The organism is Microvirga splendida (assembly GCF_016427565.1).
GTDB classification, from domain to species: Bacteria; Pseudomonadota; Alphaproteobacteria; order Rhizobiales; family Beijerinckiaceae; genus Microvirga; species Microvirga splendida.
Window position 1 is genome coordinate 1 of the sequence record NZ_JAELXT010000008.1, and the last position, 24,513, is coordinate 24,513.

The window sequence follows — 24,513 nt, forward strand, 5'->3', positions numbered from 1 at the left end:
TCTGCAAAACCTGGCTCAAGGAGCCCAAACGCTTCAAACTTGATCCGGTCCATCAAATGCCGGGACTGAACATCTAGTCTGACCACGCAGGTGGCTGGGAGCGGGCAATGGGAAAGCGCGAGGGCGGCGGAGCAGGACACATCGCGGCCTTTGCCGCGATGGCGTTGATCTGGGGCCTCACTTGGCTGCCTATGAAGATCGCCTCCGAGGCGGTGCCGCCGATCTTTCTGGCGATGATCCGCTTCCTGCTCGCCGGGCTCTTCTTTCTCGCGTTCATTCTCGTGAAGGGGCTGCCGCTCAAGGCAGAGCAGCCGTGGCGTGTCATCGTCGCGTCGCTTCTCATCACGACCGGCTGCTACAGCCTGCTGTTCTGGGGCGTGGCCCGCGCCCCCACCGGGCTGTCGTCGATCGTCAATCTCTCCCTCATGCCGATCTTCCTGATTCTGGTCGGCGCCTTCTACGGCCAGGAGCGCATCACCGCCCGCAGGCTGGGAGCCATCGCGCTCGGCGTCCTGGGTCTCGTGATGCTTTTCTCCGGACGAACAGGCACGGCGCAGGATGGCGCCTTGGTCGGCCTTGCCGCAGTGGCCGTGGCGACCTTGAGCTATGCCTGGGGCGCGGTGGTCAGCCGCCCGCTGATGCAGGCGATGCCCCCGATCACCCTCGCCTTCTGGGAGACGAGCATCGGCGCCCTCGGCCTTGTCCCCGTGTCGCTCCTGGTGGAGGGCTACGATCCCGCCTATTTCGTCGGGCTCACGGACGAGCGCGCGCTCATCGGCCTCGCCATCCTCGTCCTCGGCGGCTCCCTCGGAGGGTTCTCGATCTATCTCTGGCTCGTGCGCGATTGGGGCGCCTTCCGGGCCGGGCTCTACTCCTTCGTCAGCCCCGTCGTGGCGGTCGCCGTGGGCGTCGCCTTCGCCAACGAGGCCTTCGGCTGGCCGGAGGCCATCGGCATGGGCGTGATGCTCTCCGCCACGGCGCTGGCGCTCACCGAGGGCAGGCGTGCCGCAGCGGTCGCCTAGAGCTGTTTCCACTTGCGTGGAATCATCTCTCTTCTTTGGTTTGCCGCATTTTCTGACGGCGAACCGGAGCCACTTCGCCGAGAAATGCTTTAGTGATCGGTCCGGAACGCCTCGGCGACCCGCTCCTTGAGCACGTCCGGCTGGCGCAGGATTAGGGCACCGCGCGTCCGTTCGATCAGCCCCTCCTGGGTCAGCATGGTGAACTCCCGGGTGATCTGCTCGCGGCGGCAGCCGATGCGGGCGGCCACGATATGGTGGAAGGGCGGCGGCGTGATCACCCGCTCGCCCGACTTGTCCTGCCGGGGCGTCGACAGCCGCAGGAGCTCCGAATAGAGCCGGTGCCGCAGGTCGAGCACCGTCTGCTCCATGAAGCGGGCGTTCAGCTCGCGGATGCGCGAGGCCATGAGGCAGAACAGGCGCTCGGCCACGGGCTGGTGGGAGAAGAGCATCTCCTTGAAGACGGAGGCCGGCATCACGCAGGCTTCGCCCCGGGTGAGCGCCGTGACGTTGGCTGAGCGGGGCACGCCGTCCAGAGCGGCCAGCTCGCCGAACAGGTCGCCGGGCTTCATTTCGTGCAGGATGACCTCCTTGCCGGAGGCGGTGCGCATGAGGACCCGCACCTCGCCGGACAGGAGAAAATAGACGTCCGTGGAGGGCTCGTCGAAGTCGACCACGACTTCTTCGGGATCGAAACGGCGCCAGTTGGCCCGCGTCTCGAACGGGGCGAGGTCAATCTCCAGCCCCTTGAACAACTTGATCCCAGTGAGCCGCCCCATCGGTTTCCTCCCTGCACGACATCTTGGCTATACCATAGATCCCGTACTTTCGGTACGGAAGAGATGCCGTATCCCTTTGTCAAGCCTCCAGGTTCCCGTCACTGGCAATTCCGTCTATCGCCCAGGTTTTCTGCCGGGCAGCGGCAGGGCCGGGATTCTGCCCGGCGGCCACCCAAACACCTTGCCAGCGCGGCCCTCCCGCGCCAAAAGGCGGCATGCTCCACGTCAACGACCTGACCTACCGCATCGGCGACCGGCTTATCCTCGACCGCGCCTCCTTCAACCTGCCTGACGGCGCGAAGGTGGGCCTCGTCGGGCGCAACGGTGCGGGCAAGACCACCCTGTTCAAAATCATCCAGGGCGACCTCACCTCCGAGAGCGGCTCCGTCACCCTGCCCCGCGGCATGAAGATCGGCGCCGTGGCCCAGGAGGCGCCGGGCGGGCCCGAAACCCTGATCGACGTGGTGCTCGCCGCCGACAAGGAGCGTGCCGCCCTGCTCGCCGAGGCCGAGACGGCGGACGGCCTGCGCCGGGCCGAGATCGAGACGCGGCTCACCGATATCGGCGCCCATTCCGCGCCGGCCCGCGCGGCCGCCATCCTGCACGGCCTCGGCTTCGACGCGGAGGCGCAGAACCGGCCCTGCTCGGACTTTTCCGGCGGCTGGCGCATGCGCGTGGCACTGGCCGCCGTGCTCTTCACCGAGCCCGACCTGCTGCTCCTCGACGAGCCGACCAACTATCTCGACCTCGAGGGCACCCTCTGGCTCTACGACTATCTCGGGCGCTATCCGCATACGGTGCTGATCATCAGCCACGACCGCGAGCTGCTCGACACCTGCGTGAACCACATCCTCCACCTCGACCGGGGCAAGCTCGCCATCTATCGCGGCGGCTACACGTCGTTTGCAAAGCAATATGCGGAAAAGCGCGAGCTCACCGCAAAGGCGGCCGCCAAGCAGGAGGCGGAGCGCAAGCACCTGCAGGCCTTCGTCGACCGCTTCAAGGCCAAGGCCTCCAAGGCCCGGCAGGCGCAGTCCCGCGTGAAGCGGCTGGAGAAGATGGAGGCGATCACGACCATCGTGGAAGACGACGTGCTGCCATTCAACCTGCCGGGACCGGAGCGTCCCGCCGCGCCGCCGCTGATCACGGTGGAAGGCGCCGCCGTCGGCTACGGCCAGCGCATCGTCCTCGACCGCCTCAACCTCACGATCTCGCCGGACGACCGGATCGCGCTGCTGGGCTCCAACGGCAACGGCAAATCCACCTTCTGCAAGCTCATCGGCGGCAAGCTCGCTCCCATGAAGGGCGAGATGCGCACGCCCACGCGCATGGATGTCGCCTATTTCGCCCAGCACCAGCTCGACGAGCTGAACCCGAAGGCCACGGCCTACGACCATGTGGCGGAGCGCATGCCGGATACCCCCGTCGCCAGGATCCGCGCCCGCACGGCGCAGATCGGCTTCCCGGGCGCGAAGGCCGACACGCCGGTCTCGGCGCTGTCCGGCGGCGAGAAGGCGCGCCTGCTCATGGGGCTTGCGGCCTTCAACGGCCCTCACCTGCTCATCCTCGACGAGCCGACGAACCACCTCGACATCGACAGCCGCACGGCCCTGATGGAGGCGATCAACGACTATACGGGCGCGGTGATCCTGGTCAGCCACGACCGCTTCCTGATAGAGGCCTGCGCCGACCGGCTCTGGATCGTCGGCAACGGCGGCGTGAAGCCCTTCGACGGCGACATGGACGATTACCGCCAGCTCGTCCTGTCGGGCGAACTCGATCCGCAGAAGCGCCCCGACAAGCCGCTGGCGCCCGGCGCCTCCAAGGTCGACGAGCGCCGGGCCGCCGCCGAGCGTCGGGCAAGCCTCGCCCCCCTCCGCAAGAAGCTCGAGGCGCTCGAGGCCCGGATGGCGAAACTCACAGAGGTCATCGGCAAGGTCGATGCGGCGCTGGCCGACGGCACAGCGTTCCAGAAGGATCCGGCCAAGGCGTCCGAGCTTTCCCGAATGCGCGCCGAGGCTGCTTCCACCCTGGAAACGGTCGAGGAGGAATGGCTGGCGCTGAGCAGCGAGATCGAGGAGGCGGGCGCTTAGAAGGCCCGCCTGCCCGCCTCTACTCCCCCAGAGCAGGGGAGCTACCCCCTCGGAGCACACTCCGAATCGAAGCGTGGTCGTAAGCTGACCACAGCCTTATGGGGGGCTGACGATGAAAATCCTGATTTCCGCCTGCACCGACAGGGCGTTCGAGGAAGGGCTCATGCCGATGGCCCATCTGACGATGGCAACGGCATCGGCCGTGAACGACAACGCGCCTCATGCTCCGTCCCGTTGGAGGCTTCGTCTGCATCGCAGGCACCCTGCCGACCTGACGCACCGGGCCGCCTCGTAGGGAGGGTGCGGCGGAGCACATCGAACCGTCCCGGGCAGGTCTACCTTCCGGCGATCCTCAATGGAGGTTTCAATGGCCCAAGCCCTGTCCTACTGCACGGCGAAACTGTTTTCACACGCCATCCTGCCGCTGGCGATGATGAAGCCGCAGCCGGTCGCGAGCGCCAACGACGACGATCCCCCGGCGTCAATGGGACGGCAGGAAGCCCCCAGGTTCGCCGCTGCATCGCTACGGTCGTGAACACCGGCCATTCCGGCTGCGTTCATCATGAGAGGCGCACATTGGTGCGCATTGAATGGAGAACGGACCATGTTTCCTGCAGTTTTGGCCACGGCAATGCTCATCGGCGGCGCCCTGATCGGGATGCCCTCGCAGGCACAGGCGCAAGGGCTGGTGCAGTGCGCACGGGAGAATGGCTTCTGCCGCGTTCCCTATCCGACCCGCGTGATCTACGGCATTCGCGGCCAGGGCGTCGAGGTTTTCGTCCGCGGGGGCGGTGTCCCCTGCACCAACAGGGTGTTCGGCGATCCCGCTCCGGGAGTCGCGAAGCGCTGCTTCTATATCGCCCGCGGATCGGAAAGGGGCCCAAGGCGATACGAGGAGCGGCCCAGACGATACGATGACGGATACCGCAGGTCCTTCCGCGAGTACGATCGCGGTTATGAGGACTATGAGGACGACGGATACGACCGCCCCTTCCGTTCCTACGAGGTCTACTGATCCCGGCAGCAGTCGGCCGGCCCTTGGCCGGGACACAGGAGCGATGAGCGCGCCGGTGTTGCGCGCTCATCGCCGTTTCAAGCGGATCGCGGAGAGGCTCGAGCAGGCCGTCCGGCACGAACCGCTCCCGACCGGCCCATGCCCGGTCACGGACCCTCCCCTGCCGCCTCGTTCCGGATCGGTCTTCACCCTTCGTTAGCCATGATCTCAGTTTGCCACCGGGCCGGCGGTTATACGGCAGATGAACGGGCCGCCTTGCCACCATTCAGCCATGCTGTCCGATGATGCAGTCACGAGGGGTTAACCGCCCTATGGCACAACTCGGACCAGAAACCTTCGACGGGTCTCGCACTCAAAGCAGCCCGGCAACAGAAGACTGCGGAGACAACGATGGCGACCATCTACGGGGATGACTTCGACGACGATATCGAAGCTTTCGACACTTCGGATATCATCTACGGCTATGACGGGGACGATCTGATCTACGGCTTTGACGGCGATGACGACATCTATGGCGGCTACGATCACGACACGATCTACGGCGGCTACGGGGATGATTACCTGATCGGCGGCGCCGGCCATGACGACCTTTACGGCGACTCCGGGTTCGACGACCTCTACGGCGGCTCGGGTCTCGACTACCTTTTCGGAGGCTCGGGGGAGGATCTCCTGGTCGGCGGGACAGGGCGCGACACCCTCGCCGGCGGAACGGGAGAAGACTACTTCACCTTCAAGAGGGGCGATTCCGGTCTGAAGACGAGCACGGCCGACACGATCCTCGATTGGAACAGGTCCTTCGACTTCATCGACATGACGATCAAGGGAACCAGGAGCAACTACCGCGAGTTCGAGACGGATGCCGCCTCCATCGCAACGGCCGCTTCCGACGCCGACTATTTCTACGGCGATACGAACGTCAGGCACGTGTTCCTGTTCAATCCCGACATCGACACGGGATTCCTCGTGTCGGACCTCAACGCCGATGGTCTGTTCGAGACGGGTGTGGTGCTCAAGAAAGCCGGCCTCGCATCGGACATGAGGTTCGACTACATCATCTGAGAGAACGTCCCGCAGAACTGGAAATGGCCGCACTCGGTGCGGCCATTTTCGTTGGAAGGGTCGGAGACGTCGCCCCCGAAAAGGCTCCAGCCCTGTAGGCGAAGTTTAAGGCTTCACCACCCGGTCGAGGCTGTTGTTCACGAAGAAATACAGCTCGCGGCCGCCGGGCTCGGAATAAAGCACCTGCACCTCGCGCTGGCCTTTGCCGCTTTCGCCCACGAGCACGTCGGTGGCGGGCTTGCCCTTCAGGCGCACGAGATCGCATTCGGTGATGCCGGGCTCGATGGCGGCGGCCGTGCCAGCGGGCGTGCCGGTGCAGCGGCCATCGGGCCCGAGAACCGGACCGTCGATTACAGGACCCAACGCTGCGGAAGGTGCAGGAGCGGCGGCCATAGGTGCCACCGCGGAAGGCGGCTCGCTGCGCGTGCTGATGCACGCAGACAGAACCAGCGCCACGAGGGCGACACCCGGCAGAACTCTTGCATCCATTCCGATCAATCCTTCTTGTCGACCGCCCTCGCCTGCAGGGCCTCGTCGAAGAGCCGCTCCGCATCGGCCTTGAAAGCCTGCCGCGATGCCTGCCGCGAATAGAACATGTGGCCGCCTTCGTAAACAGCGAGCCCCACGCGCTTCTGCGGCCCGAGGTCGGGCAGTTGGTTCAGGAGCAGCTGGGACGCGAAGTAAGGGGTCACCAGATCGGTGAAGCCGTGGGTGACGAGGACGCGCAGCTTGCCGTCGAGCGCCAGAGCCTGCCGCAGTTCTTCCAGGTTTTCGGGGCCGCTGCGCCCGCCGCCCCAGCGCCATGCGCCGTTGACGGAACCGTTGAGCAGGTTGTAGCGCCCCTCCGCCTTGTAGTTCAGATTATGGGTCAGGTGGTGGACGATGGCGCTCGTCAGGGGCGCGGTCATGCCGTCGAGCACCGGATCCTCGAATCGGGAAACCTGCGCATTCGGGTTCGGATCGGCGATGGCCACATTGGCGTCGTAGGCGCTGACGATCTCGGACGAGCCGCGCCGCAGCTCCCGTTGAGCGGCCCGCATGTCGATGCGCCCGGCAAGACGGCGCGAGACTTCGGGGCTGAGCCCGCTCAACTCCGCCACGCGCCGGCTGACCCGCTCGACCGCCTCCTTGTCCTGGAGACCGCGCATCAGGTCCACGAGGTACTCGCCCGAGGCATAGGCTTCCGCCTCCTTCAGCGCCTCACGCGAGACGGAGCCATCGCGTGAGAGGTGTGTCGCGGCAAGCGATGGCAGAACGGCCGCATTGATCCAGGGCGCGCCGGCGCCCTGGTCGAGCCAGTCGAAGTCGAAGACGGGCGAGACGAGAACCAGCCCGCTGAAGCCGATGCCCTGATCGCTCTGGAGCTTCTGGGCCAGGAGCGGCCCACGGAATCCGCCATAGCTCTCACCGACAAAGAATTTCGGCGATATGAGCCGGTTCTTTTCCTTCAGCCACCGCATGACGAAGGCGGCCAGTCCGTCGATGTCGCCCTGGACGGAATAGAACCGCTCCCGCACCGGATCACCGCCGACCACGCGGCTGTAGCCGGTTCCTGGCGGGTCGATGAAGACGAGGTCGGTGAAATCGAGCCAGGTCTCGGCATTGGGCACGAGCGCCGGAGGAGCCGAGGGGCTGATCGTGGGGCCGTCGAGCGGCAGGAGCCACGGCCCGATGGCGAGAAGATGCAGATAGGCCGAGGACGCTCCCGGGCCGCCGTTCACCACGAAGGTCACGGGCCGCGTCGCCGGATCGGCATCGTCCCGCGTATAGGCAACGAACCCGATCTCCGCCTGCGGGTCGGCGAGGGTCAGGTGCCCGGCCGTTGCCGTGAAGGACAGGGTCCGGCCGGGAAGCTGGAGCGTATGCCGCGTCACCGATTCCGGCGGCAGCGCCTGCGCTTCCCGGGCCTCGGGCCTGGGCCGGCGCTGCTCCTGCTGCTGCTGCTGTCCCTGAGCCTGCTGCTCCTGGGCTCCGGCAAAAGGGACAATGATGAAGAGGCTGAGAGCAGCAGCGAGCAGACGGAAGACGCGAAGCATAGCTATGATCCTTATGGCCTCCAAGAAACTGGAAAGGTGATACCCCGTTCCAAGGTATAAGGGTCTAATTCACAATCACATCTGCTTCAGGTCCTTCACAGAATACCGAAACTATGTTTCATGGCTTGGAACTATTCTGAAGCCGGCAGTAGAACATGCATTCATCAAGTCATATTACCTTGAGACTTTATCCGATTTGGATGATCTGGACTGGCCGCATTTTCCTTTACATCGCGCTGATTTTCGCTCCTGTAGCGGTAGTGGAATGGACCCTGCCTCTTCTTCCTGCCGCGCTCAAGGAAAACGGGAAAGCTCTTCTCAATGGTTTTGCCGTTCCGCTGCTCTACGCCCTGCTTTATGCCTTTTTGCACAAGATGAGAGCGCGCTCTCAGAACTTCATCATTGTCGTTTCTATCTTGTATGGCGCCATTGGGATCGCCGAGGCGCAACGGGCATTCACGATTGGGGGGCTCTACCATTGGTTCGGGGCAGTCTTATGCCCGCTTTATGCATTGAGCTTCGCCTGGTTGTGGCACAAGGGACGGATCGCCAACCAGACCGCGCTTGCAGCAAGCTACTTGGCGGAACGCGAAGCTCAAATTGAGATCCAGGCAGAAGCAATTTTGCGTGCGCAACGCCTTCAACGAGGGCCGGAAGCCGACGACAGGGTTCCGTAAATCTGCGTAGCTCACGCCTTCCGTTGCCAGCGCCCGCCCTCGTCCTGCTGCCAGTAAGTCGCGTCGTGGCCGCCCTCCTTCACGGCCCGCCACTGGTCGCGGGCGAAGGCCAGCGCCTGGAGATCGTTGCCGTCGAAAAGGATCACCAGGCGCTGGTAGGCCGTCATGTCGGCCGGCAGGTCGGCGCCTTCCACCAGGAATCGGATGGAGGCGCCGTTGGGATTGTCGCCCGACAGGGTGATGAGGATCGGCTGATCCGCCGCATGGGCCTCCCGGTCCGTTCCGTGCGGCAGGAAGCTTTCGTCGGTGAAGGTCCACAGGTGATCGTCGAGGGCGGACATCCGCTCCTCGGTCGTCACCTGGATCACAGCGCGCCACCCGCGCTCCAGCGTCTTCTGCAGGAGCGTGGGCAGCACGGCCTCGAGCGGCTGATGCTGGAGATGATAGAAAAGGACCTCGGTCATGGGAGGTTACTAGCCCTGCGGCCGCGAAGGGTTGCGGCCGCTCCTCGGTCCCTTTCCGATGTCATCACCGGGCCTCGTAATGATCGCGCACGAGGCGGTCGAGGAGGCGCACGCCCCAGCCGGAGCTCCAGCCCTTGTTGATCTCCGTCGCCGGCGAGCCCATGGCGGTTCCGGCAATGTCGAGATGAGCCCAGGGCACATCGTTGACGAAGCGCTGGAGCAGCGACGCCGCCGTGCTCGATCCGCCGAAACGCCCGGCCGAGTTCTTCATGTCGGCGAACTTGGATTCGATCATCTTGTCGAACTCGGGCCCCAGCGGCATGCGCCAGACCCGCTCGCCGGTTGCCTTGCCGGCGGCGGTCAGGCGCTCGGCCAGTTCGTCGTTGTTGGAGAACAGGCCGGCATATTCCTGCGCGAGCGCCACCATGATCGCGCCCGTGAGGGTCGCCAGGTCAATCATGAACTTGGGCTTGAAGCGGTCCTGCACGTACCAGAGCACGTCGGCCAGCACGAGGCGGCCTTCGGCATCCGTATTGATGATCTCGATGGTCTGGCCCGACATGGTGGTGACGATGTCGCCGGGGCGCTGGGCATTGCCGTCGGGCATGTTCTCCACGAGGCCGATGGCGCCGACCACGTTGGCCTTGGCCTTGCGGCTCGCCAGGGCATGCATGAGGCCGACCACGCAGGCGGCGCCCGCCATGTCGCCCTTCATGTCCTCCATGCCGGCGCCCGGCTTGATCGAGATGCCGCCGGTGTCGAAGACGACGCCCTTGCCGACGAACGCGATGGGCTTGTCGTTCGCCTTGCCGCCGTTCCAGCGCATGATGGCCACCCGGCCGCCGCGCACCGAGCCCTGGGCCACGCCGAGCAGCGCCCCCATGCCGAGCTTCTTCATGGCCTTGTCGTCCAGGATCTCGACCTCGACGCCGAGCTTGGTCAGCGCCTGCGCGCGGGCGGCGAATTCCTGGGGTCCCAGCACGTTCGGCGGCTCGTTGACGAGGTCGCGGGCGAGGATCACGCCCTGCTGAACGGCCTCGCGGGCCTTGTAGGCCTTCTTCACCGCCGCGGGATCCGCCACGCTGAAGACCAGCCGTCCGCCGCCCTTGCCGTCGTCCTCGTCCTTCTTCTTGGTCTTGTAGCGGTCGAAGCTGTAGCGGCGCAGCTGGGCGCCGAGGGCCATGTCCGCCGCCGCCTCAGGGGAGACCTCGGTTTCGGGCAGGTCCAGGACCACCGTCGCCAGCTTGCCGTTCACCTTGCCGGCGATCAGGCCGCCCAGCTGGGCGAAATCGACATTGGCCCGGTCCTTCTCGCCGCCGGTGCCGATCACGATCAGACGGTCGACGGAGAGGCCCGTGGGGACCACGATCGACATGGCGGACTTCGCCTTGCCCTTGAAGCTCTCGGCGGCGGCCGCCTTGGCGATCAGATCGACGGCCTTCGGCCCGAGCTGCTTGGCCACGGCCGCGGTGGGCTTGAGATTCTCCCCGACGAAGACGATGAGATCGCCGGATTCGACCTTGCCGTGGGCCTGGAAGTCGATCTTGAAGCTGTCGGCCATGAAATCCTCTTTGTTCTGGTGCATGTCCGGTCTTGAGGCCGGCTGCGGCGCTGACGCGCGATGCTGACGGTTGGGACATATATCATATTGCGCGCTCGGGAACGGGGAAGTCGCCGCGAAATCGGCGCAATTTCTGGCTGTTGAAAACGCCCGTCTTGCCTGAGACCGTGCGACACGATACCCAGGGCGCCACCGCCCGGGGGCGAAGGGCCTTATGACACTTCTCGAACGCTACATCCTGAAAATCACCTTCAGCGCCTTCGCCGCCTGCCTGGTCGCCCTGACGGGGGTCATCTGGATCACCCAGGCCCTGCGGGAACTCGACCTGCTGACCGGCAAGGGCCAGACCCTTCTGATCTTCCTGACCGTCACGGGGCTCTCGCTGCCGGCCTTGATCAGCGTCATCGCGCCCGTCGCCCTGTTCCTGGCCACCCTCTACACGCTGAACAAGCTGAACGGCGATTCCGAGCTGATCGTCATGAGCGCCGGGGGCATGCCTCCGGGGCGATTGCTGCGCCCCTTCCTGGCGCTGGCGGCCTTCATCTGCCTCATCGTCGGGATCATCTCGATCCACATCATGCCCGCGAGCTTCCAGGAGATGCGGCAGCTGTTCACGAAGATCAGGGCCGACTTCGTGGGTACCATGGCCAAGGAAGGCCAATTCATCAGCCTGGAGAACGGAATCACCTTCCATTACCGGGAACGTCAGGGCGATTCCCTGCTCGGGATCTTCATGGAGGACCTGCGGGAGAAGAACAAAGGCATCGTGTATCTGGCCGAGCGCGGCCAGACCGTCGAGCAGAACGGAACGGCCTATCTCGTTCTCCAGAAGGGCAGCGTTCAGCGCAAGGAGCCGAACAGCCGCGATTCCTCCATCGTGGCCTTCGAGCGCTATGCGGTCGATCTCTCGGCGTTCAACAACGAGGGCGGAGAGGTGGTCTACAAGCCGCGGGAGCGAAGCACCACCCAGCTGCTGTTCCCCGACAAGAGCGACCCCCTCTACCAGGCACAGCCGGAGCGTTTCCGGGCCGAGCTGCACGAGCGCCTGTCCTCCTGGCTCTACCCGCTCGCCATGATGATGATCGCCTTCGCGGCTCTCGGCGAGGCCCGCACGACGCGCCAAGGCCGTAGCCTGGCGATCGCCGGCGCGGTGGTGGCGATCGTGCTGATGCGAATCCTCGGTTTTGCCGCCAACAGCGCCGTGGCCCGGACCCCGGTCGCGGTCGTTGCGATCTATGCCGTACCCTTGGCGAGCATCCTGATCAGCCTGCTGCTCATCCTGCAAGGACCGGCCATGCGGTCGGCCCAGGCCAGGGTTCTGAAAGCGATCAACAATCTCCTGCCGGCCCGTTCCCCTGCGGCCCAGAAAGCCTGACCATGCTGATCGGCCGGACCCTTGGCTTCTATTTCTCACGGCAGTTCCTCAAGACCATCGTCATGGTCTTTGCGACGGTCTTCACCCTCGTCTACACCCTGGATTTCGTGGAGCTCATGCGCCGGGCGGGCGACGCGCCGGAGGCGACGACGGCGGCGATTGCCCAGCTGGCCCTGTTCCGCACTCCGTCCATTGCCGAGCAGGTGATGCCCTTCGCCGTACTGTTCGGCAGCATGGCGGCCCTCCTGCAGCTGAGCCGCAAGCTCGAGCTGGTGGTGGCGCGCGCGGCAGGCATCTCCGCCTGGCAGTTCCTCCAGCCGGGGCTCCTCATCGCAATCCTGATCGGCGTGCTCTCCGTCACCGTCTACAACCCCCTCTCGGCCGTCCTCAAGCAGCGCGCCTCTGCCCTGGAGACGAGCATCTTCTCCAGGAATGTCCAGACCCGCGACAAGCCGATCTGGCTTCGCCAGAGGAGCCTCGACGGGCAGGCCATTTTCCGGGCGACAGGCTCTGCGACGGACACCGCGACCCTCTATGACGTCACGGTCTATGCCTTCGACCACGACGGCACTTTCAGCCATCGCGTCGAGGCCCGCGAAGCGAACCTGCACGAGGGCTTCTGGGAGCTGAAGGACGCCAGGGTTCTGTCCGCCACCGAGGAGCCCCGGTCCCATGACCGTTACCTGATTGCCTCGAGCCTGCAGCCCTCGCAGGTTCGACAGAGCTTCATCGACCCCGATGCGGTCCCGTTCTGGGACCTGAAGGAGACGATCGACAGGATGGAGCAGGCAGACATCAACGCCACCACCTACCAGCTCCATTACGACCTGCTTCTGGCCCGTCCTCTGCTCTTCATCGCCATGGTTTTCGTGGCCGCTTCCGTGTCGTTAAGATTCTTTCGATTTGGCGGTGTAGCCATGATGGTTCTGGGTGGCGTCGCAGCCGGGTTCATGCTTTATGTCGCCACTGAGCTTATGGCGGAGCTTGGAGCCTCCGGAATCATCAGTTCCCTTGTTGCGGCTTGGTTCCCTGCTGTAGTAGGCAGTCTCTTAGGGACCTTGGCGTTATTGTACCAAGAGGACGGCTGACCGTTCTCGAGAAGAAGTATTGCGAAGGAGTGGGGATGCGGCGGCTTAAGGCAACGATCGCAACGTCTGCGGTCGCAGCGGCACTGGTTTGTGCTGCTGGGTCAATGCCTGCGCTTGCCCAAGCCACGCTCAACGAGGCTATCGGCGCCCGCGCCCAATCGGGATCCGGGGAGGACCGCCTCCTCGTGGACGCTAAGGAAATCGTCTACGACAAGGACCGGAACACGATTGCCGCCTCCGGCGACGTGCAGATGAACTACCAGGGCCGGACGCTCCAGGCCGACCGTGTCACCTATGACCGGAACACCGGCCGGGTCTTCGCCGAGGGCAATGCCCGTCTGACGGATGCCAACGGCACCGTCGCGACGGGCGACCGTTTCGAACTCACGGACGACTTCAGAAGCGGCTTCATCGATTCCCTGAGGGTGGTGCAGACCACCGTGGAGCAGGGCCGTCCCCTCACGACCCGCTTCTCCGCCCCGAGGGCCGAGCGCGCCGAGGGCGAGACCACGATTTTCGAGCGCGGCACCTATACGGCCTGCGAACCCTGCAAGGACAATCCGGAACGCCCCCCGCTCTGGCAGGTGAAGGCGGCCAAGATCATCCACAACAACAGCGAACGTACGATCTATTACGAGGATGCGACCCTTGAGCTCCTCGGCATCCCGGTCGCGTATCTGCCCTATTTCTGGACGCCGGATCCGACCGTCAAGCGCAAGACGGGCTTTTTGGCACCCCGTTACATCTATTCGAACACCCTGGGCTATGGCGGCTCGATTCCGTTCTTCTGGGCCATCGCTCCCAATTACGACCTGACGATCAGCCCGACCATCCTGAGCCGCCAGGGCCTCCTCGGGCAGGTCGAGTGGCGCCATCGCCTGGAGACCGGCGCCTACAACATCCGCGCGGCCGGCATCAACCAGCTCGACCCTGAGGCTTTCCTTCCCTCACCGTACGGAGCACGCGACCGCGACTTCCGCGGCTCCCTGGAGACGACGGGCGAGTTCTTCATCAACGACAACTGGCGCTGGGGCTGGGACATCGCCCTCGTGTCCGACAAGTGGTTCCTCACGAATTATCGCATCCGCAGCGAGAGCCTGAGCAACTATTACGTTAAGGAATCGATCTCGACCGTCTATCTCCAGGGACAGGGCGACCGCTCGTTCTTCGATGCGCGGGGCTATTATTTCAAGACCCTCTCCACCTACGATTGGCAGAAGCAGCAGCCGGTCGTGGCCCCGGTGATCGACTATAACAGGCGCTTCACGCCCTCTACCATCGGCGGCGAATTCGCCATCGACGTGAACGTCACTAGCCTCTCCCGCGAGGCTGCCCAATTCGATCCGTTGTCCCCAAGCAATGCCTCCTACTTCGGCATTGCCCGGACCTGCACTGTTTTTGACCCGGAACGATGCCTTGTTCGCGGCATCAGCGGCTCCACGTCGCGGGCTTCGGTCACGGCTTCCTGGCGGCGCGAGTTCATCGACCCCATCGGCCAGGTCTGGACGCCGTTCGCCTATCTGCGAGCTGACAATTTCTGGATCGCTCCCGACTTCCACGGCTACCAGAACCCGCAGCTCGCCAACTTCATCGATGCGGATGACGATTATCTCTTCCGCGCCACCCCGGCGATCGGGCTCGAATACCGCTATCCCTTCATCGCCAGCTTGGGCACCTCGGGCCAGCAGATCCTGGAGCCGATTGCCCAGATCATCGCTCGCCCGAACGAGACCCGGATCGGCACCCTTCCCAACGAGGATGCCCAGAGCCTGGTGTTCGACGACACGTCGCTCTTCGATTGGGACAAGTTCTCCGGCTACGACCGGGTCGAGGGCGGGGTGCGCGCCAACGTTGGCCTGCAGTACACGGTCACCGGCGCGGACGACTTCTATGCCAATGTGCTGTTCGGCCAGTCCTATCAGATCGCGGGGCGAAACTCCTTCCGGCAGGGCGACCTGGCCAATGTGGGCCTGGATTCGGGCTTGGATTCGCGGGCATCCGACTATGTCGGTCGCTTCCAGATCTCACCGAATGCCAATTTCGCCTTCGTGTCGCGTGGACGCTTCGATCAAGAGGATTTCAGCCTGAACCGGTTCGAGGCCGGCATCCGGGCGAACTTCAATCCCTACCTGCCGGTCTCGACTTCGCTGACCTATGCCCGGTACGAGGCTCAGCCCGCCATCGGCTACCCGACCCGCCGCGAGGGCCTGCTGGCCTCCGCCCGCTGGGACATGACGCCGAATTGGTTCGTCACGGGTTCGGTCCTCCTTGACTTGGACCGCTATCTCGTGGCGCGCGAAGAGATAGTTGCTCCGGGAGCAGCGGTGTTCGGGCGTGAGAACGTCGCTTATGTTGCCGGCATGTCCCTGGGACTGGGCTATATCGACGAGTGCACGACCTTCTCGGTGAGCTACAGCATCACCCCGCGCGACGTGACCCTGACCTCGGGCGAGAGGGAGCAGAACCACACGGTCGCGTTCAGCCTTGAGCTCCGCTCTCTCGGTGAGGTGGGCTATACTCAAAGGCTCAGCGGTTCCGCAGATGAGTGACGGCGAAAGACACGGGTGCCGAACTTGAACCTGCCCTCACTCCTGCTGACGCAGGGTGATCCTGCCGGGATCGGGCCGGAACTGGCCCTGAGGGCCTGGCTGCTGCGGAAGGAACACGCCCTGCCCCCCTTCGCGGTGTTGAGCGACCCTGCCTTCCTTGAGCGGGTTGCGCAGAGCCAGGGCTGGGATGTGCCGATCATCGCCGTCGAGACAGCGCAGATCCCGAAGGTGTTTCCGAAGGCCCTCCCGGTTCTCCCCTTGAGCGTTTCGGTCGCCGCGCAGCCCGGCCGGCCCGATGCAGGCGCTGCGGCATCGGTGGTCGAATCCATCGAGAGAGCCGTGCAACTGGTCCGGCAGGGAGCGGCTTCGGCGCTGGTCACCAATCCCATCGCCAAGCACGTCCTCTACGAGGCCGGGTTCCGGCATCCAGGCCATACGGAATATCTCGCTGCCCTGGCTTCAGAGGGCACGAATGAGACGTTCCATCCCGTGATGATGCTCTGGAGCGAGCAACTGGCGGTGGTGCCTGTGACCGTGCACATTCCGCTTGCGAACGTGCCCTCGGCCCTCACCACGGACCTGATCGTTCTGACCGGGCGGATCGTGGCCCGGGAGCTGCGGGAGCGTTTCGGCATCGCGAATCCGAGGCTGGCGCTCGCGGGCCTCAATCCGCACGCAGGCGAGAACGGAGCGATGGGGGCGGAGGATGGCGGCGTCATCGCCCCGGCCATCGACATCCTGCGCCAGGAGGGTATCGAGGCGGCAGGCCCCCTGCCCGCCGACACCATGTTCCACGCCCGCGCCCGCAGCCGCTACGATGCGGCGCTCGCCATGTATCACGATCAGGCCCTCATCCCGATCAAGACCATCGCGTTCGACGAGGCGGTCAACGTCACCCTCGGGCTTCCCTTCGTGCGCACCTCCCCGGATCACGGCCCCGCCTTCGACATCGCAGGCCAGGGGATTGCCCGACCCGACAGCCTCATCGCCGCCATCAAGCTCGCAGCCCGGTTGGGCAGCCCATGAGCCAGATCGACGACCTCCCCCCCTTGCGCGAGGTGGTTCGGACTCACGGCCTCATGGCCAAGAAGTCGCTGGGCCAGAACTTCCTGTTCGACCTCAATCTCACCAGCCGCATCGCCCGCTCGGCGGGACCGCTGGAGGATGCCACCGTCATTGAGGTCGGCCCCGGCCCAGGCGGCCTGACCCGAGCGATCCTCGCGGCCGGCGCCAGGAGGGTGGTCGCCATCGAGCGCGACACCCGCTGTCTGCCTGCGCTCGCCGAGATCGCTGAGCGCTATCCGGGCCGGCTTCAGGTGGTCGAGGCCGATGCCCTGGAGTTCGACCCGCGCCCGCTCGTGGGCGAAGGGCTCGTGCGGATCATCGCCAACCTGCCCTACAATGTCGGCACGGCTCTCCTGACCGGATGGCTCACCACCGAAGTCTGGCCGCCCTGGTGGGCCTCGCTCACCCTCATGTTCCAGCGTGAGGTGGCCGAGCGCATCGTGGCCGACGAGAGCGATCCGAAAAATTACGGGCGCCTGGGCGTCCTCTGCGGCTGGCGCTCGGAGTCGCGCATCCTCTTCGATGTGCCGCCATCGGCCTTCGTGCCGCCGCCGAAGATCACCTCAAGCGTCGTCCACCTGACGCCGCGAGCGAACCCGCTGCCCTGCCGGCTCGAAGCGCTGGAGGCGGTCACGCGGGCGGCCTTCGGGCAGCGCCGCAAGATGCTGCGCCAGAGCCTTAAATCCCTCACGCCCGATCCGGCCGAGATCATTCGGGCGGCCGGGCTCGAAGAGACGACCCGGGCCGAGAACATCCCCGTCGAGGGCTACGTGGCGCTGGCCAATGCCCTGGACGCAACGCGCGGCTCACGGGTCTAAAGCGGCTCGGCCGCTCGCCTCGCCCCCGATCCAGCCTATATGCAGCCGCTCGACGGGAGTGGAGCGGGCTCTTCATGGGACCTTAACCGCCCTCTCCCATGATTGCTCAGGCAAACGGCCCCACACGGCCGCGAGAGGAGGAAGCGGGCATGTCGCAGCCGCGCAAGAGGATCGGGCTTCTGTTCGGAGGCCGCTCGGCCGAGCATGAGGTCTCCAGGCTTTCGGCCGCCAATGTGCTGCGCGCCCTCGATCCGGACCGCTACGACATCGTCCCCATCGGCATCGGCCGGGACGGGCGCTGGCTCCTCTGCGACAGCGGCAATGGTGGCGGACGGGGGGCGAAATCCCTGGAGATTCCCGAGGGAGCGCCGCAGGTCGCCCTGCTGCCGGGCGGTGCGGGCGAGATGATGGTCCTGAACGGCGGCTCGGGCTCAAGCACCCTGCGCCTCGATGCCGTCGTGCCAGTGCTCCACGGCCCGAACGGAGAGGATGGCACCGTCCAGGGCTTCCTGGAACTCGCCAACATCCCCTATGTGGGCTCGGGCGTGATGGGTTCCGCCGCTGCCATGGACAAGGACGTGGCCAAGCGGCTGCTGCGCGACAGCGGCCTGCCTGTCGTTCCCTTCCTCACCCTGACGCCCGGCACCCGCGCCGACTACCGGGCGGCGATGGATGCCCTTGGGACGCCCGATCTTTTCGTGAAGCCTGCCAATATGGGCTCCTCGGTCGGCGTCTCCCGCGCCTCATCGCCTGAGGAGTTCGCCAAGGCCTGCGAGAAAGCCTTCCGCTATGACGCCAAAGTGCTGGTGGAACGCAGCGTTACGGGAGCGCGGGAGATCGAGTGCTCCGTGCTGGAGAACGCGGCGGGCGATATCAAGGCCTCCCCGCTTGGCGAGATCGTGCCGGCCGGCAGCCATGGCTTCTACAGCTACGACGCGAAGTACATCGATGCGGACGGCGCCCTCCTGCGCATCCCGGCCGAACTCACCGCAGACCAGGCGCGGCGCATCCAGGAGCTTGCGGTCGAGACCTTCAAGGTTCTGGGATGCGAGGCCCTGGCCCGCGTCGATTTCTTCGTCGACCCGAAGAGCGAGGACAGCCTGTTCATCAACGAGGTGAACACCCTGCCGGGCTTCACCGCCATCAGCATGTATCCCAAGCTCTGGGAGGCCGGAGGCCTGCCGCAGAGCGAGCTGATGGAAGTGCTGATCGGGCATGCCATCGCCCGCCATGAGCGCCGGAACGAGTTGGCGCTGGTCTGACCGGGAATGCCGAGCTAGTCGAGCTTCTCGGCCAAGAGCCCTTCGACGAAATCCGAGAGGCCGACGAGGCGGTCGCGCTTGAGGCGCTCGGCGGCCTGAATGGCCTTCAGGCTCTGGAAGGAGCGGTCGAGGTCCTCGTTGACGATGACGTAATCGTACTCGACCCAGCGTTCCATCTCGACGCGGGCATTGGCAAGGCGCTTGGCGATGACCTCGGGCGCGTCCTCCGCCCGGCGCTCGAGGCGCGCCTTCAGCTCCCTGAAGCTCGGAGGCAGCACAAAGACGGTCACCACGTCGTCGGGAAGCTTCTGCCGCACCTGACGGGTGCCCTGGTAGTCGATGTCGAAAACCATGTCCTGGCCGGCTGCCAGGGTCTTCTCCACGGGCTTGCGCGGCGTGCCGTAGAAATTGCCATGCACCTCGGCCCATTCCAGGAGTTCGTCGCGATCACGCATCGCCTTGAACTCTTCCACGTCGATGAAGTGATAGTGCTTGCCCTCGATTTCGGAGGGGCGCTTGGGACGTGTGGTGACGGAGACCGACAGGACGCCGGCCCGCTCCTCGACAAGGCTGCGGGTGAGCGTGGTTTTGCCGGCACCCGATGGCGACGACAGGATGAGGATCAGGCCGCGACGGCCGACCGGCGACTTCGGATCTTGGCTCACCGCATCACTCCACGTTCTGAACCTGCTCGCGGAATTGCTCGATCACGGCCTTCAGTTCAAGGCCGATCCGCGACAGGGAGACATCATTGGCTTTCGCGCACAGGGTATTCGCCTCACGGCCGAATTCCTGCGCCAGGAAATCAAGACGCCGGCCGACCGGACCGCCCTCCTGCAACAGGCCGCGCGCGGCATCCACATGGGCGCGCAGGCGGTCAAGCTCCTCGCGGATATCCGCGCGGGCTGCGATCAGCACCGCCTCCTGATGCAGGCGTGCCGGATCGAGGGCGTGCTTGCCCTCGAACAGTTCCGCGATCTGAGCCTCCAGCCGGGCGCGGATCGCCTCCGGCTGGCGGGCGGGCGCGGCCTCGGCCTCGTCGACGAGCCGCGAGATCAGATCGAGCTGCTGCCCGAGGACGGCGGAGAGCGCCTGCCCCTCCTTCAGCCGGGCCGCCTTGAGCGATTCGATCAGCGCGCCGATACCGGCGCGCAATGCGGCACCAAGCGCCTCATTCTGCCCCGGATCGTCGGCGTCGTCGTCGAGCTCCACCACGCCGCGAACGGCAAGGAGGCCGTCGAGGGAGGCCGGCTTCACGTTGTCCGGAAGCGACAGGCCATTCAGGGCGGAGAGCAGCGATTGCAGCACATCCTGGTTGACACGCAGCTTAGGGGCGGACGAGGCCTTGTTCAGGGAGAGGTTGAGCTGGCCCTGGCCGCGGGTGAGCGCCTTGATGATCTGCCCGCGGGCTTCCTCGCCCATGGCGTCGAGCCCGGAGGGTGTCCGAACCCGCACTTCGAGCCCGCGCCCGTTCACGGTCTTGAGTTCCCAGGCCCATTGATAGGCGCCGGTGACGCCGGCCTCGCGGGCAAAGCCGGTCATGCTCGCAATGGACATGCGTGAAACCTCGAACGGAATGAAAAATCGGCGCGACCATAATGCGCGCCGATCCAAGAGTCGATTGCACGGAACGGGGATTTCTCCCCGTCCCTCATGGCTGCTGGAGGGCCGGAACGTTCTTCGGGTTGCTCAGGTCGAAGCTCTTGTTCTTGAGCGGATCCTTGTCGGTTCCCTCGCTGGCATCGAAGCCGCGTCCCGGGCGTCCGCCTGCAGCCGGCAGGGCGCTCGCCGTGCCGCGCAGCGCGGGTGCCGCGCCGGGCTGCAGGCTCGTCTGGTCGCCGTCGGGGGCCACGCGATCCACATCGGCGTCAGGCGCCGGGCGGCTCTTCTCGATCTGCCGCCAGCGGGCCACGTTGCGCTGATGCTGCTCATAGGTCTCGGCGAAGGCGTGACCGCCGGAGCCGTCGGCCACGAAGTAGAGGTCCTTGGTCCTGGACGGATTGGCCACCGCTTCGAGCGCAGCCCGGCCCGGGTTGGCGATGGGCCCCGGGGGCAGGCCTTCGATCACATAGGTGTTGTAGGGCGTCGCAGCCTGGATCTCGCTGCGCAGGATGCCGCGGCCCAGGGTGCCCTTTCCGCCCACGAGCCCGTAGACGATGGTAGGATCGGACTGGAGCTTCATGCGCTTCATCAGGCGATTGATGAAGACGCCTGCGACCCGCGTGCGCTCGTCGGCCCGGCCCGTCTCCTTCTCCACGATGGAGGCAAGGATCACGAGTTCCTGCGGCGACTTGATCGGCAGTTCGGGCGAGCGGCGCTGCCAGATCTGCTCGATCGCCTGGCGCTGGGCCGTCTGCATGGTGTTGATGATCTGTTGGCGCGTGGTGCCGCGCTCGAACTTGTAGGTATCGGGCAGGAGCGAGCCTTCCCGCGGGGTCTCGGCGACGTCGCCGGCAAGGATCTCGTGCTCATAGAGGCGGGACAGGATCTGCTCGCTGGTGAGCCCCTCCGGAATCGTGACGGAGTGCAGGATGGCCCGGCCCTGGATCAGGGTGTCGATGGCCTCCTCGACGCTGGTCCCCGCCTTGAACTGGAACTCGCCGGCCTTGAGCTGCCCGCGCTGGCGATTCATGTAGGCATAGGTCTGGAACAGCAGAGGCTGCTCGATCACACCCTCCTGCTTGAGGATCTGGGCGATCTCGCCCGTGCCGGTGTTGCGGGGGATCACCACGACCTTGTCGCTCTGCAGCGGCCCGTCGGCGGTCACCTCCTGCTGCAGCATGGAGAAGCCGAAGATGCCGGCAATCGCCACGGCCACGAGCAGGGTCAGCAGCCCGCTGAGCAGGGACAGCATGCCCCTGCGGCGGCGGCGGAGCCTCGGCGGCGGCGGGGGAGCCATCGACGGCTTGATGGCCTCGCTCGGGGACCGGGGCGCCAGGCGGGGCTGTGACGATCCGTTCTCGGAATCGTCCACGGGAGCAAGAAGGATCTTTTTCTTTCGTCCGAACATCACGCCGCTTTTCTGGTATCGGCCGGCGGTCCTGCCGGTCCGCCGACACCCTAGCAGGGATTATGGCGAAAAGCCGTAACAGGCCCGCCGTTATCAGGATACGCGACGAAGAATGAGCGAAGCGTTTGTTCCGCCAAACCCGAAGGAGTTCGACAGGGCCACATTGACCTCTTTGCGCTTGGCCTGCTTCGGCACGAGGTCGATGGCCGTCTCCACCGACGGATTGTCGAGATTGATGGTCGGCGGAATGATGCCGTCCCGGATGGCCAGGATCGAGAAGATCGCCTCGGCGGCGCCGGCGGCGCCGAGAAGGTGACCGATCGCCGACTTGGTGGAGGACATGGAGAGCTTGCCCGCCGCATTGCCCATGATCCGCTCGACCGCCTTCAGCTCCAGCTCGTCGCCCAGCGGCGTCGAGGTGCCGTGGGCGTTGACGTAGTCGATCTCGGACACGTCGATGGCAGCCCGCTTGAGGGCGGCCGCCATGCAGCGATAGGCGCCGTCGCCGTCTTCCGAGGGCGAGGTGATGTGATAGGCATCGCCCGACAGGCCGTAGCCGATGACCTCGGCATAGATCTTGGCGCCGCGCGCCTTGGCGTGCTCGTATTCCTCCAGCACCACGATGCCGGCGCCCTCGCCCATGACGAAGCCGTCACGGTCCTTGTCGTAGGGGCGCGAGGCGCGGGTCGGGTCGTCGTTGAAATTGGTGGACAGGGCCCGGCAGGCGGCGAAGCCTGCGATGGACAGGCGGTTGATCGGCGATTCCGCGCCGCCGGCCACCATCACGTCCGCATCGCCCAGGGCGATGAGCCGCGCGGCGTCGCCGATGGCATGGGAGCCCGTGGAGCAGGCGGTCACCACCGCATGGTTGGGGCCCTTCAGGCCGTGCTCGATGGACACGTAGCCGCCGGCGAGGTTGATGAGGCGTCCCGGAATGAAGAAGGGCGAGATGCGGCGCGGGCCGCGCTCGATCAGGGTGGCGGAGGCCTCATAGATGCCCCCGATGCCGCCGATGCCGGAGCCGATCAGCACGCCGGTCGCGCACTGCTCCTCGTAGGTCTTGGGCTCCCAGCCGGAATCGCGCAGGGCCATCGTGGATGCCGCCATGGCATAGACGATGAAGGGGTCGACCTTGCGCTGCTCCTTCGGCTCCATCCACTCGTCGGCGTTGAAGGTGCCGTCGGTGCCGTCGCCGCGCGGGATCTGGCAGGCGATCTGGCAGGCCAGGTCGTCGACCTGGAAATCCGTGATCCTGCCGGCGCCGCTCTGCCCCTCGACGAGGCGTGACCATGTGGCATCGACCCCGCTTCCCAGCGGAGTGACCATGCCAAGACCTGTAACAACTACCCGGCGCATGAATTCCTGCCCTATCGATTGATAAAATTAGGGCGTCGGATGAATCACCCGACGCCCCTTCAGCGCTTAGGCTGCGTTCTTCTCGAGGAAGCGGATGGCGTCGCCGACCGTCACGATGGTCTCAGCCGCGTCGTCCGGGATCTCGACGTTGAATTCTTCCTCGAACGCCATCACCAGCTCGACCGTATCAAGGCTGTCGGCGCCCAGGTCGTCGATGAAGTTCGCGTTCTCGACCACCTTGTCGGCTTCGACGCCGAGGTGCTCGACAACAATCTTCTTCACGCGATCAGCGACGTCACTCATCGTTTTTTCCTCAGTGGCTGCCGCCTCAGGAATCGGGCGGATTAAGAAATCAATTTTTAGATCAGCTGCTCAGCTGACAACGCTGAAACGGCTACCCTGCGCCGTGCAAAGCCGCATTTTTGAGCGCCGGTCAACCCCTTTGACCTGATCGGGATCATGCTTAACACAAGCTTATCCTGTCTGGCGAGAGGGTGCCGGCACCTGCAAACAGATTCCGGAAACGGGCATAAGTTCCTTTAGAACATAGCCATTCCGCCGTTCACGTGCAGGGTCTGACCCGTCACGTAGGCGGCTTCCTGGGATGCGAGATAAACCACGGAGGACGCGATTTCGTCTCCCTGGCCCAGGCGCCCCATGGGGATCGTGCCCAGGATTCCCTCACGCTGCTTCTCGTTGAGCACGTCGGTCATGGGCGACTCGATGAAGCCCGGAGCAACGCAGTTCACCGTGATGTTGCGGCTGGCGACCTCGGCGGCAAGCGCCTTGGTCATGCCGATGAGGCCGGCCTTGGAGGCGGCATAGTTGCCCTGCCCCGGATTGCCCGTGGAGCCCACCACGGAGCCGATATTGACGATACGGCCGTAGCGGCGGCGCATCATGTTCTTCACGGCGGCCCGGGAAAGGCGGAAGGAGGCGGTCAGGTTCACGGCGATCACCGTGTCCCACTCCTCGTCCTTCATGCGCATGAACAGGTTGTCCTTGGTCACCCCGGCGTTGTTGACCAGGATGTCGAGCCCTTCCATGGCAGCCTCAGCTGCCGGAACGAGAGCCTCCACCGAATCCTTGTCGGACAGGTTCGCCTCGACCACATGGACCCGCTCGCCCAGGGAGGAGGCCAGTTCGTCGAGAGCGGCGCGGCGGGTTCCCGACAGGGTCACGGTGGCGCCCTGCGCATGAAGGGCGCGGGCGATGGCGCCGCCGATGCCGCCCGTGGCGCCGGTGACGAGAGCCTTGCGGCCGGTGAGATCGAACATGCGGGGTTCC

24 protein-coding genes are annotated in these 24,513 nt (G+C 65.3%); 13 read left to right on the plus strand and 11 right to left on the minus strand.

Annotation, left to right across the window (positions count from 1 at the left end; all coding sequences use genetic code 11):
* Nucleotides 1–107 precede the first annotated feature (107 nt).
* Nucleotides 108–1,022: a DMT family transporter gene (locus JAO75_RS10030; protein ID WP_246742446.1), complete on the plus strand. Its 915-nt coding sequence runs from the start codon at nucleotides 108–110 to the stop codon at nucleotides 1,020–1,022.
* An 89-nt stretch (nucleotides 1,023–1,111) separates the two neighbouring features.
* Here the strand turns inward: JAO75_RS10030 and JAO75_RS10035 are convergent, their stop codons facing one another.
* On the minus strand, nucleotides 1,112–1,798 hold the full coding sequence (locus JAO75_RS10035) for a Crp/Fnr family transcriptional regulator (RefSeq protein ID WP_199048786.1): 687 nt from the start codon (nucleotides 1,796–1,798) through the stop codon (nucleotides 1,112–1,114).
* 215 nt (nucleotides 1,799–2,013) lie between these two features.
* Here JAO75_RS10035 and JAO75_RS10040 point away from each other — a divergent pair, with 215 nt between their 5' ends.
* The 5 genes from JAO75_RS10040 to JAO75_RS10060 all read left to right on the plus strand — a co-directional run bounded on the left by JAO75_RS10040 (nucleotide 2,014) and on the right by JAO75_RS10060 (nucleotide 5,965).
* Nucleotides 2,014–3,891 carry an ABC-F family ATP-binding cassette domain-containing protein gene (locus JAO75_RS10040; RefSeq protein WP_199048788.1) on the plus strand — a complete coding sequence of 626 codons (1,878 nt, stop codon included), beginning with the start codon at nucleotides 2,014–2,016 and terminating at the stop codon, nucleotides 3,889–3,891.
* Between the two features lie 112 nt (nucleotides 3,892–4,003).
* Nucleotides 4,004–4,186, plus strand: coding sequence for a hypothetical protein (locus JAO75_RS10045; protein WP_199048790.1), 183 nt, complete (start codon nucleotides 4,004–4,006; stop codon nucleotides 4,184–4,186).
* Nucleotides 4,187–4,258: 72 nt separating this feature from the next.
* Complete coding sequence (locus JAO75_RS10050; RefSeq protein ID WP_199048792.1) at nucleotides 4,259–4,426, plus strand: hypothetical protein; 168 nt, start codon at nucleotides 4,259–4,261, stop codon at nucleotides 4,424–4,426.
* A gap of 69 nt (nucleotides 4,427–4,495) precedes the next feature.
* Complete coding sequence (locus JAO75_RS10055; protein ID WP_199048794.1) at nucleotides 4,496–4,906, plus strand: hypothetical protein; 411 nt, start codon at nucleotides 4,496–4,498, stop codon at nucleotides 4,904–4,906.
* A 390-nt stretch (nucleotides 4,907–5,296) separates the two neighbouring features.
* Nucleotides 5,297–5,965: a calcium-binding protein gene (locus tag JAO75_RS10060; protein ID WP_199048795.1), complete on the plus strand. Its 669-nt coding sequence runs from the start codon at nucleotides 5,297–5,299 to the stop codon at nucleotides 5,963–5,965.
* A 105-nt stretch (nucleotides 5,966–6,070) separates the two neighbouring features.
* Here the strand turns inward: JAO75_RS10060 and JAO75_RS10065 are convergent, their stop codons facing one another.
* Nucleotides 6,071–6,454, minus strand: coding sequence for a hypothetical protein (locus JAO75_RS10065; protein ID WP_199048796.1), 384 nt, complete (start codon nucleotides 6,452–6,454; stop codon nucleotides 6,071–6,073).
* A 5-nt stretch (nucleotides 6,455–6,459) separates the two neighbouring features.
* Complete coding sequence (locus JAO75_RS10070) at nucleotides 6,460–8,001, minus strand: S10 family peptidase (protein ID WP_199048797.1); 1,542 nt, start codon at nucleotides 7,999–8,001, stop codon at nucleotides 6,460–6,462.
* Nucleotides 8,002–8,156: 155 nt separating this feature from the next.
* Between JAO75_RS10070 and JAO75_RS10075 the strand changes: the two genes are divergently transcribed.
* Nucleotides 8,157–8,678: a hypothetical protein gene (locus JAO75_RS10075; protein ID WP_199048798.1), complete on the plus strand. Its 522-nt coding sequence runs from the start codon at nucleotides 8,157–8,159 to the stop codon at nucleotides 8,676–8,678.
* Between the two features lie 11 nt (nucleotides 8,679–8,689).
* On the opposite strand, the gene JAO75_RS10080 is transcribed toward JAO75_RS10075, so the two are convergent.
* Entirely contained in the window at nucleotides 8,690–9,142 is a 453-nt protein-coding gene (locus JAO75_RS10080) for a DNA polymerase III subunit chi (protein ID WP_199048799.1), read from the minus strand.
* Nucleotides 9,143–9,206: 64 nt separating this feature from the next.
* Entirely contained in the window at nucleotides 9,207–10,703 is a 1,497-nt protein-coding gene (locus JAO75_RS10085) for a leucyl aminopeptidase (protein WP_199049095.1), read from the minus strand.
* 214 nt (nucleotides 10,704–10,917) lie between these two features.
* On the opposite strand from JAO75_RS10085, the gene lptF reads away from it, so the two are divergent.
* From lptF to JAO75_RS10115, 6 genes are all read left to right on the plus strand, one after another.
* Nucleotides 10,918–12,078: an LPS export ABC transporter permease LptF gene (gene lptF / locus JAO75_RS10090; RefSeq protein WP_199048800.1), complete on the plus strand. Its 1,161-nt coding sequence runs from the start codon at nucleotides 10,918–10,920 to the stop codon at nucleotides 12,076–12,078.
* A 2-nt stretch (nucleotides 12,079–12,080) separates the two neighbouring features.
* Nucleotides 12,081–13,166 carry an LPS export ABC transporter permease LptG gene (gene lptG, locus JAO75_RS10095; protein ID WP_199048802.1) on the plus strand — a complete coding sequence of 362 codons (1,086 nt, stop codon included), beginning with the start codon at nucleotides 12,081–12,083 and terminating at the stop codon, nucleotides 13,164–13,166.
* A gap of 35 nt (nucleotides 13,167–13,201) precedes the next feature.
* Nucleotides 13,202–15,715, plus strand: a complete 2,514-nt coding sequence (locus JAO75_RS10100) for an LPS-assembly protein LptD (protein WP_199048804.1) — start codon at nucleotides 13,202–13,204, stop codon at nucleotides 15,713–15,715.
* A gap of 24 nt (nucleotides 15,716–15,739) precedes the next feature.
* Nucleotides 15,740–16,741 carry a 4-hydroxythreonine-4-phosphate dehydrogenase PdxA gene (gene pdxA / locus JAO75_RS10105; RefSeq protein ID WP_210340219.1) on the plus strand — a complete coding sequence of 334 codons (1,002 nt, stop codon included), beginning with the start codon at nucleotides 15,740–15,742 and terminating at the stop codon, nucleotides 16,739–16,741.
* Nucleotides 16,738–17,598: a 16S rRNA (adenine(1518)-N(6)/adenine(1519)-N(6))-dimethyltransferase RsmA gene (rsmA, locus tag JAO75_RS10110; protein ID WP_199048808.1), complete on the plus strand. Its 861-nt coding sequence runs from the start codon at nucleotides 16,738–16,740 to the stop codon at nucleotides 17,596–17,598. Before pdxA ends, rsmA begins: the two co-directional genes overlap by 4 nt.
* A gap of 149 nt (nucleotides 17,599–17,747) precedes the next feature.
* Nucleotides 17,748–18,860, plus strand: coding sequence for a D-alanine--D-alanine ligase family protein (locus JAO75_RS10115; RefSeq protein WP_199048810.1), 1,113 nt, complete (start codon nucleotides 17,748–17,750; stop codon nucleotides 18,858–18,860).
* Between the two features lie 14 nt (nucleotides 18,861–18,874).
* Here JAO75_RS10115 and gmk read toward each other — a convergent pair whose 3' ends face one another.
* The 6 genes from gmk to fabG all read right to left on the minus strand — a co-directional run bounded on the left by gmk (nucleotide 18,875) and on the right by fabG (nucleotide 24,503).
* Nucleotides 18,875–19,525, minus strand: a complete 651-nt coding sequence (gene gmk / locus JAO75_RS10120; RefSeq protein ID WP_199048812.1) for a guanylate kinase — start codon at nucleotides 19,523–19,525, stop codon at nucleotides 18,875–18,877.
* 4 nt (nucleotides 19,526–19,529) lie between these two features.
* Nucleotides 19,530–20,417 carry a YicC/YloC family endoribonuclease gene (locus JAO75_RS10125; RefSeq protein WP_199048814.1) on the minus strand — a complete coding sequence of 296 codons (888 nt, stop codon included), beginning with the start codon at nucleotides 20,415–20,417 and terminating at the stop codon, nucleotides 19,530–19,532.
* Between the two features lie 94 nt (nucleotides 20,418–20,511).
* On the minus strand, nucleotides 20,512–21,870 hold the full coding sequence (gene mltG / locus JAO75_RS10130; RefSeq protein WP_199049097.1) for an endolytic transglycosylase MltG: 1,359 nt from the start codon (nucleotides 21,868–21,870) through the stop codon (nucleotides 20,512–20,514).
* 93 nt (nucleotides 21,871–21,963) lie between these two features.
* Complete coding sequence (gene fabF / locus JAO75_RS10135; RefSeq protein ID WP_199048816.1) at nucleotides 21,964–23,226, minus strand: beta-ketoacyl-ACP synthase II; 1,263 nt, start codon at nucleotides 23,224–23,226, stop codon at nucleotides 21,964–21,966.
* A gap of 66 nt (nucleotides 23,227–23,292) precedes the next feature.
* The gene (locus JAO75_RS10140) at nucleotides 23,293–23,529 is read right to left on the minus strand and encodes an acyl carrier protein (RefSeq protein ID WP_199048818.1); all 237 of its coding nucleotides are present in this window, start codon (nucleotides 23,527–23,529) and stop codon (nucleotides 23,293–23,295) included.
* A gap of 236 nt (nucleotides 23,530–23,765) precedes the next feature.
* Nucleotides 23,766–24,503: a 3-oxoacyl-[acyl-carrier-protein] reductase gene (fabG, locus tag JAO75_RS10145; protein WP_199048820.1), complete on the minus strand. Its 738-nt coding sequence runs from the start codon at nucleotides 24,501–24,503 to the stop codon at nucleotides 23,766–23,768.
* Nucleotides 24,504–24,513 lie beyond the last annotated feature (10 nt).

Bases quoted from the DNA above. Each gene is read 5' to 3' on its own strand.
- JAO75_RS10080 (WP_199048799.1), bottom strand. From the start codon at position 9,142: ATGACCGAGGTCCTTTTCTATCATCTCCAGCATCAGCCGCTCGAGGCC.
- JAO75_RS10040 (WP_199048788.1), top strand. From the start codon at position 2,014: ATGCTCCACGTCAACGACCTGACCTACCGCATCGGCGACCGGCTTATC.
- JAO75_RS10070 (WP_199048797.1), bottom strand. From the start codon at position 8,001: ATGCTTCGCGTCTTCCGTCTGCTCGCTGCTGCTCTCAGCCTCTTCATC.
- JAO75_RS10065 (WP_199048796.1), bottom strand. From the start codon at position 6,454: ATGGATGCAAGAGTTCTGCCGGGTGTCGCCCTCGTGGCGCTGGTTCTG.
- rsmA (WP_199048808.1), top strand. From the start codon at position 16,738: ATGAGCCAGATCGACGACCTCCCCCCCTTGCGCGAGGTGGTTCGGACT.
- JAO75_RS10100 (WP_199048804.1), top strand. From the start codon at position 13,202: ATGCGGCGGCTTAAGGCAACGATCGCAACGTCTGCGGTCGCAGCGGCA.
- JAO75_RS10140 (WP_199048818.1), bottom strand. From the start codon at position 23,529: ATGAGTGACGTCGCTGATCGCGTGAAGAAGATTGTTGTCGAGCACCTC.
- JAO75_RS10050 (WP_199048792.1), top strand. From the start codon at position 4,259: ATGGCCCAAGCCCTGTCCTACTGCACGGCGAAACTGTTTTCACACGCC.
- JAO75_RS10055 (WP_199048794.1), top strand. From the start codon at position 4,496: ATGTTTCCTGCAGTTTTGGCCACGGCAATGCTCATCGGCGGCGCCCTG.
- JAO75_RS10075 (WP_199048798.1), top strand. From the start codon at position 8,157: ATGCATTCATCAAGTCATATTACCTTGAGACTTTATCCGATTTGGATG.
- fabG (WP_199048820.1), bottom strand. From the start codon at position 24,503: ATGTTCGATCTCACCGGCCGCAAGGCTCTCGTCACCGGCGCCACGGGC.
- JAO75_RS10035 (WP_199048786.1), bottom strand. From the start codon at position 1,798: ATGGGGCGGCTCACTGGGATCAAGTTGTTCAAGGGGCTGGAGATTGAC.
- JAO75_RS10085 (WP_199049095.1), bottom strand. From the start codon at position 10,703: ATGGCCGACAGCTTCAAGATCGACTTCCAGGCCCACGGCAAGGTCGAA.
- JAO75_RS10030 (WP_246742446.1), top strand. From the start codon at position 108: ATGGGAAAGCGCGAGGGCGGCGGAGCAGGACACATCGCGGCCTTTGCC.
- mltG (WP_199049097.1), bottom strand. From the start codon at position 21,870: ATGTTCGGACGAAAGAAAAAGATCCTTCTTGCTCCCGTGGACGATTCC.
- JAO75_RS10115 (WP_199048810.1), top strand. From the start codon at position 17,748: ATGTCGCAGCCGCGCAAGAGGATCGGGCTTCTGTTCGGAGGCCGCTCG.
- JAO75_RS10125 (WP_199048814.1), bottom strand. From the start codon at position 20,417: ATGTCCATTGCGAGCATGACCGGCTTTGCCCGCGAGGCCGGCGTCACC.
- lptF (WP_199048800.1), top strand. From the start codon at position 10,918: ATGACACTTCTCGAACGCTACATCCTGAAAATCACCTTCAGCGCCTTC.
- lptG (WP_199048802.1), top strand. From the start codon at position 12,081: ATGCTGATCGGCCGGACCCTTGGCTTCTATTTCTCACGGCAGTTCCTC.
- JAO75_RS10060 (WP_199048795.1), top strand. From the start codon at position 5,297: ATGGCGACCATCTACGGGGATGACTTCGACGACGATATCGAAGCTTTC.
- fabF (WP_199048816.1), bottom strand. From the start codon at position 23,226: ATGCGCCGGGTAGTTGTTACAGGTCTTGGCATGGTCACTCCGCTGGGA.
- JAO75_RS10045 (WP_199048790.1), top strand. From the start codon at position 4,004: ATGAAAATCCTGATTTCCGCCTGCACCGACAGGGCGTTCGAGGAAGGG.